The following is a 15,494-nucleotide window of genomic DNA, read 5'->3' as shown; positions in this document are numbered from 1 at the left end:
GTTGGTCATTTGCATCCCTCACGTTAGTATTCGCTCAGGTAGAATTACTTCCGGAAGCTAGATTTCATATGGATGCACTACTCGCGTGTCGCGGGATTTCAAAAACTTATCATGATGGCGAAACAGATACGCCGGTTCTTTCTGATGTGTCACTTACCGTAAAGACCTCTGAGCATGTCGCTATACTAGGCAGTTCGGGTTCAGGAAAAAGTACCTTACTGCATATTCTCGGCGGCCTGGACAAACCTGATGAAGGTGAAGTCTGGTTTCATGGCGAGTCTATGACAGGTATGAAACCGTCTCAGTTGGCGGCACTGCGCAATCAGAAAATTGGTTTTATCTACCAGTTCCATCATCTTCTCCCTGAGTTTTCAGCACTGGAAAATGCAGCCATGCCCTTACTGATTGGCGGTATGCCGGAAAAAAAGGCAAAACAGGCGGCAACTGACATGCTGGAACAGGTGGGGTTAACGCACCGGTTGATGCATAAGCCATCCGCTTTATCAGGTGGCGAACGTCAAAGGGTTGCAATTGCCCGTGCACTGGTAAATCGTCCCGCTCTGGTTCTGGCCGATGAGCCAACCGGAAATCTGGACAACAAAACCGGCGAGCAGGTCTACGGTTTACTGACATCTCTCAGTGAAAGCCTGGGCACCAGTTTTGTTGTCGTGACCCACGATAATGCGCTGGCCGCACGAATGAACCGTACTTTGCATATTAAAGACGGATTGCTTCACGGGGAGGCGGCAGGTTGAATCTGGCATGGCAGCTTGCTTCGCGTTTCCGGCGCGGCAAGCAAAAAAATGGCTACATTTCTTTTATCTCCTTCTCTTCCACGGTGGGAATTGGCCTCGGTTGTTTTGTACTCATTGTTTTGCTGTCGGTGATGAACGGTTTCGAACGGGAATTGCTGAACCGTATTCTTGCTGTTATCCCTCATGGCGAACTCTACGCCGTTAACAGTGAAGGCATTGAAAACTGGGAAGAAGAGATAGCCCGCCTTGAGCAGGATCCCAGGGTGGAGCGCATTGAGCCTTATACAAAAATCACCGGTATGTTGCAGCATAAGGGTAGCCTGAAAGCTGTCGAAATTACCGGTCTTGATATCAGCCGCGCCAGTCATGACCGCTGGCGGGATCAGGTGACGAAAGCCGGCTGGGAACAGTTTACCTCGGGCGATGATCAAATCTTGCTGGGGCAGGGACTGATGCAGAAATTGTCGTTATCGGCTGGTGACCGCATTGGTGTTCTTATCCCGACAGCGACAGACAATATGGCATTCAAAGCCCCCCATCTGATGCATCTTATTGTGGCGGGCAGTCTGAACGTAGGTGGTGAAATGGATAACTACCTGGCGATGATGCACCTGAACACCGCTTCAAAAGAATCCGGCGTAACCACCGGTGCCCAGGGCCTGCGTTTTATGTTGAAAGACCCTTACGATGCCTATGACACCATGCGCAGTATTGGTTATGATTTCAGCCAGGCGGTTTATATTTCCTACTGGATGCGTACCCAGGGACACCTCTATAACGACATTCAACTGGTGCGTGTTGTTGTGATGATTTCACTGACCCTGGTGATTGCCGTAGCCTGTTTTAACATTGTGTCCACTCTGGTGATGGCCGTCAGAGAAAAACAGGGAGCAATAGCAATCCTGAAAACCATGGGGGCAGGAGACAGTCTTATCCGCCGCACATTCATGATTCAGGGCCTTATCAACGGTGTGACCGGTATTGTTTGCGGCACCGTGGCAGCGGTATTCGTGGCGCCTAATCTTTCTGCCATTGTCGCTTTTATTGAAAAGCTGACAGGCATAACGGTGTTGTCCGGAGATATTTACTTTATCGATTTTCTGCCGTCAGAATTGCAGTGGCAGGACGTGGTTATTACTGTATCGACTGCCTTTGTATTGTGTTTGCTGGCAACATGGTATCCGGCTTCAAGGGCAGTAAAGGTTGATCCGGCAAGAGCACTGAACGGATAACAATAATTATGCGTGCTCTGTGAATATAAAAAAAGGTGGCCGGGGCCACCTTTTTTCTTTTAAGCATTTTTATCGAAGTGTTCGAAGTCCACCGTTTCTTCATTTATGCCGGCATCCGGGTCATTGTAAACCGCTTCATCCAGTTCACCCTCACTCTTTGCCACCACACAGGAAACCATACAGTCACCGGTGATGTTAACGGCAGTACGGGTCATATCCAGTAAACGGTCGACACCGATAATCAAACCGATACCTTCCACAGGCAGATTCACCTGTTGCAGTACCATAGCAAGCATTATAAGGCCTACGCCCGGCACACCTGCCGTACCTACTGAAGCCAGTGTGGCGGTGAAGACCACCATAATGTAATCACCAAGTGTCAGATCCACACCATAAACCTGTGCGATAAACACGGTGGCTACACCCTGCATAATGGCAGTACCATCCATGTTGATGGTTGAACCCAGTGGAAGCGTGAAAGAAGAAACCGATTTGCCCACGCCCAGTTTGTTACGTGCAGTTTCCATGGTCACCGGTAAGGTGGCGCTGCTACTGGATGTGGTGAAGGCAAACAGGGCGGCGTCGCGCATTTTCTTAATCAGGGTAAACGGGCTCAGACCGGTCATGGTTTTAAGAAGCACTGAATACACAATCGTACCATGCAGAATAAGCACGACTAATACGAGGAAAAAGTATTTCGCGAGACTGCCAAGCATATCACCACCGATGGTGCTGAACAGTTTAGCCATTAATACGAACACCCCGTATGGCGCCAGATTCATGATAATGGTAACCAGTTTCATGATAATCGTATTTAAATCTTCAAATACCGCGCCCAGACGTTTGCCGGCATCGCCGGTCATCGCCATAGCTACACCGAACAACACGGCGAAGATAATAATTTGCAGCATGTTTCCTTCCGCCATGGATTTGATGGGGTTGGTAGGGAACATGTTAATAATAACCTGAGAGAAGGAAGGGGCTTCTTTAGCCACATAGCTTGCATCTGTGGGCATTAATACGTTACTGCCGGGGCTGACAACTAATCCCAGACTGATGGCCAGTGTAATTGCGATAGCTGTTGTGAGTATATATAACGATACGGATTTGAGGCCAAGACGACCCAGTTTTCCCGGGTCAGATAAACTGCACGTACCGCATACAAGTGAGATAAACACTAACGGGACAACCAACATTTTCAGGCTGGCGATGAAGATAGCACCGATTGTGGAGAATATACCTTCTACCAAAAAGGTATACGTGGAAAATTCAAAGCCGAATATCGAAAAGCGAAAATCTCCGCTATTATCGAAAAGAAGCTGAAGTAACCAACCGGTAATGATTCCGGCGCCCATGCCGATAAAGATTCTGGCAGTGAGGCTAAGCTTATTAGCAGATTGAGACATGTGGGTTCCCTAACAACAATGTTATTGATTTTGTTATAGCTTTAGTGTGCCAGAATCTTATCAGATTGAAATGAAAAATATTTCAGTATTGTCATTTACTAGAGGTCCAGGAAGACAACTATGAAAACACTTTCCCAGTCTCTGACGCTGTTCAGTATGCTGTTCTTATTATTTGCCTGCGGAGGCGGCGGCTCGTTAGAGCGTGAATCCGACAGCAGTAGCGGCTCAGGAGACTCTGGCGACACTGACTCAACTTACACGGTTTCTCTTGCTCTCGTAAACCAGAATGATGAGACTGACCGTAATCTTGCGACAGATAACCCGTTAACACTGAATGCGACAGTGACTGACAATGACGGGGCGCCGCTGGCAGACACCTTAATTACCTTCACATTATCTAATGAAGAACTGGCTGTTTTCGGTAATGATACCGGCACAGCGCGTACAGATGATGCCGGTGTTGCCACTATTGATCTTACCGTTGGTACAGCGGCCGGTGATGGTCAGATCACAGCCACTTTACCTGATGGTACTGAAGGCACAACGACATTTACTTCGTCCGGCAGCAGTTCGGATGAAAACGCGGTCTACACAATTTCGCTGACTCTGGTAAACCAGGCGGGTGAGGCTGACCGTAATCTTGCATCAGACAATGCACTGACACTCAACGTCAATGTGACAGATCAGTTCGATAATCCGCTTACCGATACTCTGATTGATTTCACGTTATCTGATGAAAATATTGCCACTTTCTCAAACGACACGGCTACCGCCCGCACTGATGATACCGGCGCGGCGACTATCGGCCTTGCTGTTGGCAGTGCCTCAGGTGACGGTGAAGTTACCGCTACATTACCTGACGGGACTACTGCTTCTACCACTTTTTCCTCTGAAGGCGCATCTGTTATCACGGAAGTGCCGGCTGTTCTTGAGTTGTACACCACTTCGGTACAACTGGCTTCCAGCGGTTCAGATGACATTGAATTAATTGCACTGGTTAAAAATGCTCAGAGCGTATTAATGGAAGGGGTTGATGTGTCATTCTCTGCACCTTCTTCAGCTGGTGTAGAAATTCAGCAGGTTGACAGCCAGACACTGGAAAACGGTACGGCAACAGCCAGACTGACCAGTCAGAATAATGCTGCTAACCGCATTGTCACTGTGACTGCTGCCGCCGGCGACCTGACGCAAACCATCGACATTGAGATTTCAGGTACTGAGGTCACTATTAATGGTGCCCGCTCAATTACTATTAATGATTCCACCACTCTTACTTTGCGGGTTCAGGACTCGGATGGCACAAATATTCCTAATCAGGCCATCGAACTGGCTGCAACATCCGGCGAATTATCAGCGTCATCTGTCACAACTGGCGCGAATGGTCAGGCTACCGTCCAATTTACCGGTACTGTATCAGGTTCGTCCACGGTCACAGCGTCTGCGTTGAATGCTATTGGCAGTTTCACAGTCGCCGTACAGGAAGATGACTTTTCCTTTACCACTGTGCCTGCGGAAGAAGTGGCTGTTGCACCGGATGATAGCTATGAAGAAGCGAATTACACCACACTGACAGTAAGCTGGAACAAAGACAATGCCCCTTTTGCCGGCGGAACAGTAACTTTTACTGCATCCCGTGGTGATATTCGCCCGGGCGATGAAAGCGGTACTACCGACGCTAACGGTGAGTTGTCCTTTGATATCGCGTCAACCAATGCCGGCTTATCTTCTGTAACTGCAACCGGCGTGGACGGTGACGGTAATGAAGTGAGTGCGACAGTTGATATAGAGTTTATTGCCACCGATGCTGACAGCCTTTATGTGGATGCGTCTCCTGATCAGATTGGCCCTGACGGACAAACCAGTACCATTACTGCGATAGTCCGTGACCCTGCGGGCAACCTGGTGAAAGGCAAAGTTGTCAGCTTTACAGTGAACGACACCAGTACCGGTTCCATTTCACCGTCACAGGCAACCACTGACAGTAACGGTATTGCTTCAACAGTATTCACATCCGGTGCAGTAACCAGCGAAGATGCGGTGATGGTAACAGCAACAGTGGTTGATGATGTAGCTGTAACCGGCGATGTAACACTGACTGTAGGAAACCGGGCATTTGACGTATCAATCGGTACCGGTAATGAAATTGAAAAACCCGATAGCACAACATACCTGAAAGAGTTTGCTGTGTTTGTAACGGATTCGGTGGGACAGCCAATTGAAGGGGTGTCGCTGACAGCATCGTCTACACCTGTAAAATATGCCGATGGTGGTGAATTCTACAAGGGATACTGGGTATGGGTTGACCCTGTATGGGTTATCCGTGATGTAGATTCTGACGGGAATATTCTGGGTACCTATACTGCTGAATGTGTGAACGAAGACATTAACGGAAACGGTATTTTAGATTCAGGTAATTTTAATGCTCAGCGCCTGGCTTCGGATACTACAGACTTTTCCAATGGTGAAGACATTAACCGCGATACTTTCCTGACTCCCGGTATTGTTGGTTCACTGACATTCAAGGATGGTATCAACGAAACTGATGAAAATGGGCAGGCAACGCTGGAACTCCGTTATCCCAGAGAATATGCCGGATTTTACGAAGCTGAGATTTCTGTATTTGCACAGTCTACAGGTAGTGAAGCCAGTGCGAGTATGAAGTATCTGTTTGCAATCGCTGCAGATGATGCTTCGAATGAAAATATTCAGCCACCTTCCAGTCCGTTCGGAGTGAGTAGCCAATGTACAGATGCTGAGTGATTCAGCTCTCTGACAAAAAAGCCGTCACCTGAAGTGACGGCTTTTTCATATCTGCCTGTCCGTAAGATTAATTAAACCTGCTGGAAGGGGTAGACCGAACCGAGTTTCATGATTTGTGTCAGTTCATCCAGGGCGGTACGGCTTTCTGTGAGTAACTGCGGATCCCGTAAATCCTGCTCAGACAAGCGGTCACGGTAGTGTTTTTCCACCCACTGATTCAGACGGGCAAACAGGATGTCATTCATCAGCGTATGCGGGTTTGCGGCCTTTAATTCTTTCTCATTCATGGCTACGCGTAACCGTAAACAGGCCGGGCCACCGCCGTTTCGCATGCTCTGCTTAACATCAAAGTATTTCACTTCTTTTACCGGCGTGTCCATGGCTGTGAGGGTGTTTAAATAATCAGAAACTGCCGGGTTTTCCTGACATTCTGCCGGTGCAATAATTGCCATGTGACCCTGCGGCAGGGTGATGATTTGAGTATTAAACAAATAGGTACTGACCGCGTCCATTACAGAAACAGCACTGGTAGGTACTTCAATGAAGTGCAGCGGACTTTCACCAAATTTGCGGCGAATTTCTTTCAGTACGGAGCCGGTATTCAAAAAGGCTTGCTCATGATAGAAAAGGACGTTCTGGTTACCTACTGAAATCACGTCGTTGTGGAAGACTCCCTGATCAATCACATCCGGATTCTGCTGGATATACACCACTTTTTCATCTTTCAGACCGTGCAGGCGGGAAATAGCCTGTGAGGCTTCAAACGTTTGTCTTGCAGGGTAACGCACCGGTGCAGGTTTACTGTGGTTAAACGCATACCGGCCGTAAACGAACAACTCTACACCGGCTTTGCCGTATTCAGTACACAGCCTGGTATGGTTTGCCGCACCTTCGTCGCCGAAATGCTCGTTATCGGGCAGGTGAGTATGGTGAGCGAAGTATTTGTCATCATCGAAGGTTGCCTGCAATATGGCACCGGTTACCGCCGGTTCAAGTGAACGGTGGAACTTATTGGTCAGATTGGCCGGGGTAAAATGAATTCTGCCGTCCAGTGTGTCAGCACCGGGTGAAACCGTTGCTGCATTGGCTGTCCACATGCTTGAGGCGGAGCAACAGGCAAGAAAGACCTGAGGCGCCTGCTTTGCAGCTTTATCAAGAACCTGTGCATCTGAACCGGAAAAGCCCAGACGTCTCAGCATGGCGATGTCAGGACGCTCCTGCGGCGCTAAAACACCTTGTTTCATTCCCATATCAGCCAGCGCTTTCATCTTCGCCAGACCTTGTTTTGCTGCCTCTTTAGGATTGCTGACAGCATTGGCATTATTTTGAGATGCAACGTTTCCGGTTGATAACCCTGCATAGTTATGGGTAGGGCCAACGAGTCCGTCAAAATTTACTTCAAATTGCTGCATGGAATTGCCTCTTGGAAATGGATCATGAATGACTGCCGGCCGTTGCTTGAATTTAGCGTAAGAACCCAAATAAAGCAGGGGAAGGCAGCAAATAAACCGTCTTTTTTGCTCACTGAATTGGCGGCATTATACGGTTTTTAATGGCCTTGCCAACGTGAGTGATTAAAAAGTGAACGGTTTGTGGCGGTATTTGAAGCAGGCGACAGAATAACTATTAAGAAGATCTTGTTTTCCATTCACTTTGTAGATATATGTTAAAAAAAGAAAGGGTAGTGCACCATCACTTCTTTATACCCTTTATTATTCAATGAGATGATCTAAATCTCTGATTACGAACAGGTTTAATCAATTTTTATGGCAAAATCACTGGTTATTGTCGAGTCACCAGCAAAAGCAAAAACGATAAATAAATATCTCGGTAAAAATTTTATCGTAAAATCTTCTGTTGGCCACGTGCGCGACTTGCCTACGAAGGCGGTCGGCAATGTTGAGCCCAAAAAACCGGCAAAAGAACTGAAAACGTTAAGCGATGATGCGCGGGAAGAATATCTGCGCAAATATGAATACCGTAAACTGGTAGATCGCATGGGCGTCGACCCTGAAGCAGACTGGAAAGCACATTATCAGGTGCTTCAGGGCAAAGAAAAAGTTGTCAATGAGCTGAAGAAGCTCGCAAAAGACGCTGACACCGTTTATCTCGCAACGGATTTGGACCGCGAAGGGGAAGCCATTGCATGGCACCTGCGGGAACTCCTTGGCGAGAAGAATAAAACTTATCAGCGCGTGGTGTTTAACGAAATCACCAAAAACGCCATTCAGGAAGCTTTCTCTCATCCCGGTGAGGTTAACACTGATCGCGTGAATGCCCAGCAGGCAAGACGTTTCCTTGACCGCGTTGTGGGTTTCATGGTGTCACCGCTGTTGTGGAAGAAAATTGCCCGCGGGTTGTCTGCCGGTCGTGTGCAGTCAGTCGCCGTTCGTCTGGTTGTCGAGCGTGAGCGGGAAATTAAGGCTTTTGTACCGGAAGAATTCTGGGACGTACATGCAGATGTAACATCAGGTGCGAAACAGCAACTGCGTATGCTGGTTAACCGTTACCGCGATAAAGCGTTTAAACCGGTTAATAAGAAAGAAACCGATGCAGCGCTGGCCGAACTGGAAAAAGCGCAATACGTGGTTGAAAGCCGTGAGTCTAAACCCACGCAAAGTAAACCGTCAGCACCGTTTATTACATCTACTCTGCAGCAGGCGGCCAGTACACGTCTTGGTTTTGGTGTTAAGAAAACTATGATGCTGGCTCAGCGATTGTACGAAGCTGGTCATATTACCTATATGCGTACAGACTCAACGAATCTGAGTCAGGAAGCGCTGGATAATTGCCGTGCTTACATCGACGATAATTTTGGTGACAAGTATCTGCCAGATTCACCTATCCGTTACGGTAGCAAAGAAGGCGCTCAGGAAGCCCACGAAGCGATTCGTCCTTCAAACGTAAATGTGCAGGCAGCGTCGCTTAAAGAGATGGAGAGAGACGCACAGCGCCTGTATGAGCTGATCTGGCGTCAGTTTGTTGCATGTCAGATGACAAACGCAAAATATGATGCCACTACGATCCGTGTAACTGCCGGTGATTATGAACTGGTGGCGAAGGGCCGGGTACTGAAATTTGACGGTTGGACTAAGGTACAGCCACAAATCCGTAAGAAGGGTGATGAAGAACTGTTACTGCCGGACGTGAAGCAGGGCGAAGCCCTCGATTTGCAGGCCCTGGATCCTAAACAGCACTTTACAAAACCGGTGGCCCGTTTTAACGAAGCTTCACTGGTAAAAGAGCTTGAGAAACGTGGCATTGGCCGGCCTTCTACCTACGCCAGCATTATATCCACGATTCAGGATCGTGGTTATGTCCGGCTGGAAAATAAACGTTTCTATGCTGAAAAAATGGGTGAAATTGTTAATGATCGTCTGATGGAAAACTTCGACGACCTGATGAGTTATGATTTCACTGCCAATATGGAACAGCATCTCGATGACATTGCAGAAGGTAAGAAAAACTGGAAGCAGGTTCTCGACAGTTTCTACAACGATTTCTACGCCAAGTTACTGAAAGCAGAAAAGGACGCTGAAGAAGGTGGAATGCGTACCAATCAGGCGGTCCCGGCTGGTATTGAATGCGACAAGTGTGGCCGTGAAATGAACGTCCGTACCGCATCTACCGGTGTATTCTTAGGATGCTCAGGTTACAACCTGCCTCCGAAAGAGCGTTGCACCAACACCATGAACCTGACACCGGGTGACGAAGTGGTGAAAGTCGATAACGAAGAAGAGCTGGAAACCGAAGCCTTGCGGGCTAAGCGCCGTTGTGACGTATGTGGTACGGCAATGGACAGCTATCTGGTAGATGAAAAGCGTAAACTGCATGTGTGTGGTAACACACCGACCTGTCCGGGGACTTACGTAGAAGCCGGTACATTTAAGATTAAAGGGTACGACGGCCCGGTTATCGAATGTGATAAGTGCGGCAGCGATATGGAGCTGAAGAACGGCCGGTTTGGTAAATACTTCGGTTGCACCAGCGAAGAATGTAAGAATACCCGTAAGCTGCTGCGTAACGGCGAAGCTGCGCCACCAAAAGAAGATCCGGTGGATTTACCTGAATTGCCCTGTGAGAAGTCTGATGCGCACTTCGTATTGCGTGACGGTGCCTCCGGTATATTCCTCGCAGCACATAATTTCCCTAAATCAAGGGAAACCCGTGCACCAAAGGTTGAGGAACTGGCCCGTTTCAGAGATCGTATTTCGCCTAAGTTTTACTATCTGGCGGATGCGCCGCAAAAGGATCCGGAAGGTAATCCGGCCATTGTGCGTTACAGCAGAAAAACTAAGCAGCAATACGTTATGTCTGAAAATGACAGCGGTAAATCAACAGGGTGGTCGTCCTGGTATCAGGATGGCAAATGGGTAACCCAGGACAAGAAAAAGAAATAGGTGTCAGGTGGCTTCATTACAGGATCAACTCTTAAAGGCAGGTCTGGCCGATAAAAATTCGGCAAAGAATGCCCGGGCGGAAAAGCGCAAAAAGCAAAAGCTGAAAAATAAGAATCAGCAGGTAGAAGCTGATGCTGCCAAAATCGCTGCTGAACAGGCCGCTGCTGAGAAAAAAGAGCGGGACCGTCAGTTAAATGCTGAACAGCAACAGGAGCGTGAAAAGCGCTCTGTTGCTGCGCAAATCAAGCAACTTATCACGGTGAATAAACAAAGCCGTGACGGTGATACCTTACTGAACTTCACCCACGAAAATGTGGTTAAACGTATGTATGTTTCAGCCGCTGTCCATAAGCAGGTGACGAAAGGCCGTCTGGCTGTGGTTGCTCTCGACGGAGCGTATGAACTGGTGCCGTCACCGGTTGCTGATAAAATTGCTCAGCGTGATGAATCTGTAGTGGTTTACCGTGCCGACCTGGATACCAGCAACAACGAAGGTCAACAGGAAGACGAAGAGGACTGGTACGCCGACTACGAGATCCCGGACGACCTGACCTGGTAATTTTACCGGTTCAGTAGTGCGCCGGCAGGACTTCAGCTTTGTAGTCCCGCCAGTGCATTATCAGTGGAGTCTTGTAACGCGCGGTTAATTTTCACGTGTTCAGGGCTCCAGCCTGCAAGAAAGCGGTGGAAGTCGGCATTTGCCAAATCATAAAGCCCCCGCCATTCTGCCTCCGCAGCTTCTGCATCCGTTTGCGGACAGTGTTTAGCAAGAGAACCTTTTAACGCTGAGAAATAATGCCGGAGACAGGTTTCTTTACCGTTTCTCTGATCCTCATCACTCAGTGCACTTCCCATGAAATACACTACGTCTTTGATACCCGCCCCGTGACCACAGTACTGGAAATCAACTGCGGCACAATCGACAAATTGTTCATCAAAACAGAAGTTGGCCACTTTCGCGTCACCGTGAAGAAGGGTAGAAAAACGGGCATTTTTAAGGGCATCGTCAATCTGCACGGCAGTAGACTTTAACGGAGAGTCGGGCATGGCTGCCCATTCGTTTTGTCTTGTTCCCAGATGCCAGTAAGTGCCTTCCTTCCATACTTTTCCATCAGAACAATGCATAAAACGTCCGTGGAATTCGCCCAGCCAGCGCAATACGCATTTTGCCTGCGCCAGCGTCAGTGAGTATGTTGTCAACGGGAATCCGCTGGCAGATAAGTCCTCCATGATAATCATTCTGTTATCGCCTTCAGCACTACCGCCCAGATAGTCAGGTACTTTACATGCTGAACCCGTAAGCGGAGCCAGTGCCTGATAAAAATAATGTTCAACTTCAAATGAGCGGAGTTTTCGCTGATGACTGTGATCTGATTGCCAGCCACGGGGATGCGCTGTGCTGTTCGCGGGCCGGATACATTTCACCACTACAGGTTTGCCCGTATTTTTGTTCACCGCTCTGAAACAGGCGCCGTAACCACTCCATAATGACTGGATGAGTGAAGCTTCGGTGTACTGTGTTCCGGACACAGTGTTCAGCCAGTTGAGATATTGGCTTAGTGAAAGAACAGTCATTATTTTTACCATTAAAAAAGCCGTACTCAAGGTACGGCTTTGTTATCACGTGCAGGGATTGACAGCCTCAACAGGGCTGTCAGCCTCATGCCTCTTCAGCAACTGCTGCTTCAGATGCACTGGCAGGTAACGTCATAGCCGCAGATGCGGATGAAGTCGCCTGTGATACCGATGCTGCTTTACCTGACACCAGCAGTGCAGGGCGGCTTTCATCTTTCATCGCGCCTGCTGTTACATCACTGAACACTGCTTCTACAACCGGTGGCAATGCCATCGGATGTGATGCTGATTTTTGTCCGGTGCTGCTTGTTGCTCTGAAAGTGGCTTTCGCAACCGCAGGTTTGGCAACAGGTGCTACGGCTTCTGATTTCACCTCTTTCTCTGCCGTGGCAGCTACAGAGTTTTCAGATACCGGTGCTGCTTTTTCAGCAACTTCAGCTACCGTTTCCGTAGATTTTGTTTCAGTTGTACTCTGTTCAGCTACAGATTCAGTTGAACTCTGTGCTTCCTGAGTCGCATTTTCCGTTTCCTGAGCAGGATTCTGCTGTTCAGTTTCTGATTCTGCATGGGCAGCTAGATTAATCTCAACCTGCTCAGGAGAAGCCGGCACAGCGGTCAGCTGATCACCGTCAACACGTACACGGGGCTTCGCTGATTTTGGCTTTTTAGCCTGTGTATCTTCTTCAGGATGTGCAATATCAAATTGCAGTTCATCCTGCACTGCGCCGGTAGCTGCATCAGAATCCGCAACTTCAGAAGCATCACTGACTTGCTGTGGTGCGTTGTCCTCTGCTGCGTCACCGGCGGGAGACTGCTCCTTCTTACGGCGTTGACCCGCTGCCCGTACATGACGCGGAGAACGACGTGAGCGGCCACGGCTTTCTCGCTTCTGACCATTTTCATCGCCGGAAGCATCCTGTTCAGACGCAGTACTGTCAGCTTGCTCTGCCGCTTCCGCAGAAGCAGGCACATCAATGTTCTGAGCTTTACTGGTGTTGCTCTGCTCAGCGTCAGCCTGAGTTCGCTCCGTGCTGTCTTGAGTCAGACCAGAGCCTTTTTGACTTTGCTCAGGGCTGCTGGCCGGTGCTTCTGTAGCAAACTGAGTATCCGAAGGTGCTAAAGTCTGTACAGTCTCAGTAACGGCTTCTTTCACTTCAACCACAGAATGTTTAGTGTCAGATTTGTCTGCCTGAGGCTGTTGTGTCGCTGACTTATCCGCTGCGTCTTTATTTACACGAACGCTGCGGCGGTTGTCACGACGCTTACGACGCTCGGCAACCTGCTTCTTACGGGCTGGCTGTGCTTCCTGATTGTCAGTTTGCGCTTCGGCCTCACGGTTTTGATTTTGCTGTTCCGGCTTGGCCTTTTTATCTTCCTGCGGCTTACGGCGGGACTTAGGACGACTGTTACGCTTATCATCCTGGCGTTTCTGAGTCTGCTTACTCTCATCACGCTCATTGCTGTTCTCAGACTGCTTACCACGACGGTTACGGTTGTTGCGTGGTTTTCTGTTGCGGTTGTCATTATTGCGATTATTACGCGGACTACGCGTCTTCTCTTCAGTCTTTGTTTCTTCTTCTTTCTTGTCTTCACCGCCAAGTACAGAAGAAATCCATTTGCCCAGTTTGGTGAACAGGGTTTCAGTGGCTGCCGGTGCAGTTGCTTCTTTAGCTGCAGGCGCTGCTACAGGAGCAGGCGGAGCCTGAGTCGGCGCAACGAGACCTTTCAATGCAGGTTCTTCACGTTTTACCGGTGCTGCAGCAGGCTGATAGGCCTCTGTCTCGTCCTGCTCTTTCAGGGCAACGTTATAGCTTGCATCAGAAATGACTTCATCCGGACGGTGGCGAATAACTTCGTAATGCGGCGTGTCCAGGTGAGGGTTAGGGATCAACAGCAGGGAAACGTTATGACGCTTCTCGATCACATTGATTGATTTACGCTTTTCATTCAGCAGATAGGTAGCTACCGGTACCGGCAACTGAGCTTCAATCTGACCGGTATTATCTTTGATGCTTTCTTCTTCGATAATCCGCAGAATCGACAGCGCAAGGGATTCTGTACCACGTATCGTACCGTGACCGGAACAGCGCGGACATACATGGTGAGCTGACTCGCCAAGAGAAGGACGTAAACGCTGACGTGACATTTCCAGCAAGCCGAAACGTGAGATACGACCCAGCTGAACACGTGCACGGTCAGAGCGCACAGCATCCTGCATACGTTTTTCAACTTCGCGCTGGTGACGGACCGGTGTCATATCGATAAAGTCGATGACTACCAGACCACCTAAGTCGCGAAGACGCAACTGACGGGCAATCTCGTCGGCGGCTTCAAGGTTGGTATTCAGGGCTGTTTCTTCAATATCTCCGCCTTTTGTTGCGCGGGCAGAGTTAATGTCGATGGATGTCAATGCTTCCGTAGGATCGATAACAATTGAACCGCCGGAAGGCAGACGGACTTCACGCTGGAAAGCTGATTCGATTTGACTTTCAATCTGGTAGTGACTGAACAGAGGTACGTCACCCTTGTACAGTTTTACACGGTTTGCAAAGTCCGGACGCACCAGTTCAATGTGCTGCAGGGCTTCTTCATAGATACTGGTTTTATCAATCAGGATCTCACCGATATCACGGCGCAGATAGTCGCGGATGGCACGAACAATAACGTTACTTTCCTGATGGATAAGGAATGGCGCCGCACGGCTTTCAGCGACTTCTGAAATGGCTTCCCAGTGCTTCAGGAGTACTTTTAAATCCCATTCCAGTTCTTCGTAAGATTTACCTACACCAGCAGTACGGACAATCAGACCCATGCCGTCCGGTAAATCCAGGCGGGACAGGGCATCTTTCAGATCCGTTCGCTCATCACCTTCGATGCGGCGGGAAATACCACCTGCGCGGGGGTTATTCGGCATCAGTACCAGGTAACTACCAGCCAGTGACAGGAAAGTAGTGAGGGCTGCGCCTTTCTGGCCACGCTCTTCTTTATCAATCTGAACAATAACTTCCTGGCCTTCTTTAATCACATCTTTGATGTTCGGGCGGCCTTCGAATTTATAACCTTTCGGGAAGTAAGTGCGGGCAATTTCTTTCAGAGGCAGGAAGCCATGACGGTCTGCGCCGTAGTCTACGAAAGCAGCTTCAAGGCTGGGTTCTACGCGGGTAATCTTACCTTTGTATATATTCGCCTTTTTTTGTTCGTGACCCGGGCTTTCAATATCAAGATCATACAGCCGTTGCCCGTCAACCAGGGCAACGCGCAACTCTTCTTGTTGAGTTGCGTTAATCAACATTCTTTTCATTGTATCTAACTCTGTTTTGTACAGCCGCTTAGACACAAAATCAAAATGACACGTGCAAATACGCG

The 15,494-nt window shown here is 48.8% G+C and carries 9 protein-coding genes; 5 read left to right on the top strand and 4 right to left on the bottom strand.

Going from position 1 to position 15,494, the window contains the following annotated elements; translation table 11 throughout:
- The first annotated feature begins 68 nt into the window (after positions 1–68).
- Complete coding sequence (lolD, locus tag ACXAGC_RS10430; protein ID WP_474844333.1) at positions 69–755, top strand: lipoprotein-releasing ABC transporter ATP-binding protein LolD; 687 nt, start codon at positions 69–71, stop codon at positions 753–755.
- Complete coding sequence (gene lolE, locus ACXAGC_RS10425; RefSeq protein WP_474844332.1) at positions 752–1,987, top strand: lipoprotein-releasing ABC transporter permease subunit LolE; 1,236 nt, start codon at positions 752–754, stop codon at positions 1,985–1,987. Before lolD ends, lolE begins: the two co-directional genes overlap by 4 nt.
- Positions 1,988–2,046: 59 nt before the next feature.
- On the opposite strand, the gene ACXAGC_RS10420 is transcribed toward lolE, so the two are convergent.
- Positions 2,047–3,393, bottom strand: a complete 1,347-nt coding sequence (locus tag ACXAGC_RS10420; RefSeq protein WP_474844331.1) for a dicarboxylate/amino acid:cation symporter — start codon at positions 3,391–3,393, stop codon at positions 2,047–2,049.
- A gap of 120 nt (positions 3,394–3,513) precedes the next feature.
- Between ACXAGC_RS10420 and ACXAGC_RS10415 the strand changes: the two genes are divergently transcribed.
- Positions 3,514–6,153 carry an Ig-like domain-containing protein gene (locus tag ACXAGC_RS10415; protein ID WP_474844330.1) on the top strand — a complete coding sequence of 880 codons (2,640 nt, stop codon included), beginning with the start codon at positions 3,514–3,516 and terminating at the stop codon, positions 6,151–6,153.
- Between the two features lie 71 nt (positions 6,154–6,224).
- Here the strand turns inward: ACXAGC_RS10415 and astB are convergent, their stop codons facing one another.
- Positions 6,225–7,565 (bottom strand): N-succinylarginine dihydrolase, encoded by a 1,341-nt coding sequence (astB, locus tag ACXAGC_RS10410; protein ID WP_474844329.1) that lies wholly within the window; start codon positions 7,563–7,565, stop codon positions 6,225–6,227.
- Positions 7,566–7,919: 354 nt separating this feature from the next.
- Here astB and topA point away from each other — a divergent pair, with 354 nt between their 5' ends.
- On the top strand, positions 7,920–10,553 hold the full coding sequence (gene topA, locus ACXAGC_RS10405) for a type I DNA topoisomerase (RefSeq protein WP_474844328.1): 2,634 nt from the start codon (positions 7,920–7,922) through the stop codon (positions 10,551–10,553).
- Between the two features lie 7 nt (positions 10,554–10,560).
- On the top strand, positions 10,561–11,112 hold the full coding sequence (locus ACXAGC_RS10400; protein ID WP_474844327.1) for a DUF2058 domain-containing protein: 552 nt from the start codon (positions 10,561–10,563) through the stop codon (positions 11,110–11,112).
- Positions 11,113–11,144: 32 nt separating this feature from the next.
- Here ACXAGC_RS10400 and ACXAGC_RS10395 read toward each other — a convergent pair whose 3' ends face one another.
- Positions 11,145–12,128 carry a phosphotransferase gene (locus tag ACXAGC_RS10395; protein ID WP_474844326.1) on the bottom strand — a complete coding sequence of 328 codons (984 nt, stop codon included), beginning with the start codon at positions 12,126–12,128 and terminating at the stop codon, positions 11,145–11,147.
- Positions 12,129–12,213: 85 nt separating this feature from the next.
- Entirely contained in the window at positions 12,214–15,429 is a 3,216-nt protein-coding gene (gene rne, locus ACXAGC_RS10390) for a ribonuclease E (protein WP_474844325.1), read from the bottom strand.
- Positions 15,430–15,494 lie beyond the last annotated feature (65 nt).

It is taken from the genome of Alteromonas sp. AWJ4_197, from assembly GCF_056160285.1.
The sequence above is the reverse complement of the archived record's forward strand: the minus strand, read 5'-3'. Positions and strand labels throughout refer to the sequence as shown.

Bases quoted from the DNA above. Each gene is read 5' to 3' on its own strand.
- ACXAGC_RS10415 (WP_474844330.1), top strand. From the start codon at position 3,514: ATGAAAACACTTTCCCAGTCTCTGACGCTGTTCAGTATGCTGTTCTTA.
- lolD (WP_474844333.1), top strand. From the start codon at position 69: ATGGATGCACTACTCGCGTGTCGCGGGATTTCAAAAACTTATCATGAT.
- astB (WP_474844329.1), bottom strand. From the start codon at position 7,565: ATGCAGCAATTTGAAGTAAATTTTGACGGACTCGTTGGCCCTACCCAT.
- ACXAGC_RS10420 (WP_474844331.1), bottom strand. From the start codon at position 3,393: ATGTCTCAATCTGCTAATAAGCTTAGCCTCACTGCCAGAATCTTTATC.
- rne (WP_474844325.1), bottom strand. From the start codon at position 15,429: ATGAAAAGAATGTTGATTAACGCAACTCAACAAGAAGAGTTGCGCGTT.
- ACXAGC_RS10395 (WP_474844326.1), bottom strand. From the start codon at position 12,128: ATGACTGTTCTTTCACTAAGCCAATATCTCAACTGGCTGAACACTGTG.
- topA (WP_474844328.1), top strand. From the start codon at position 7,920: ATGGCAAAATCACTGGTTATTGTCGAGTCACCAGCAAAAGCAAAAACG.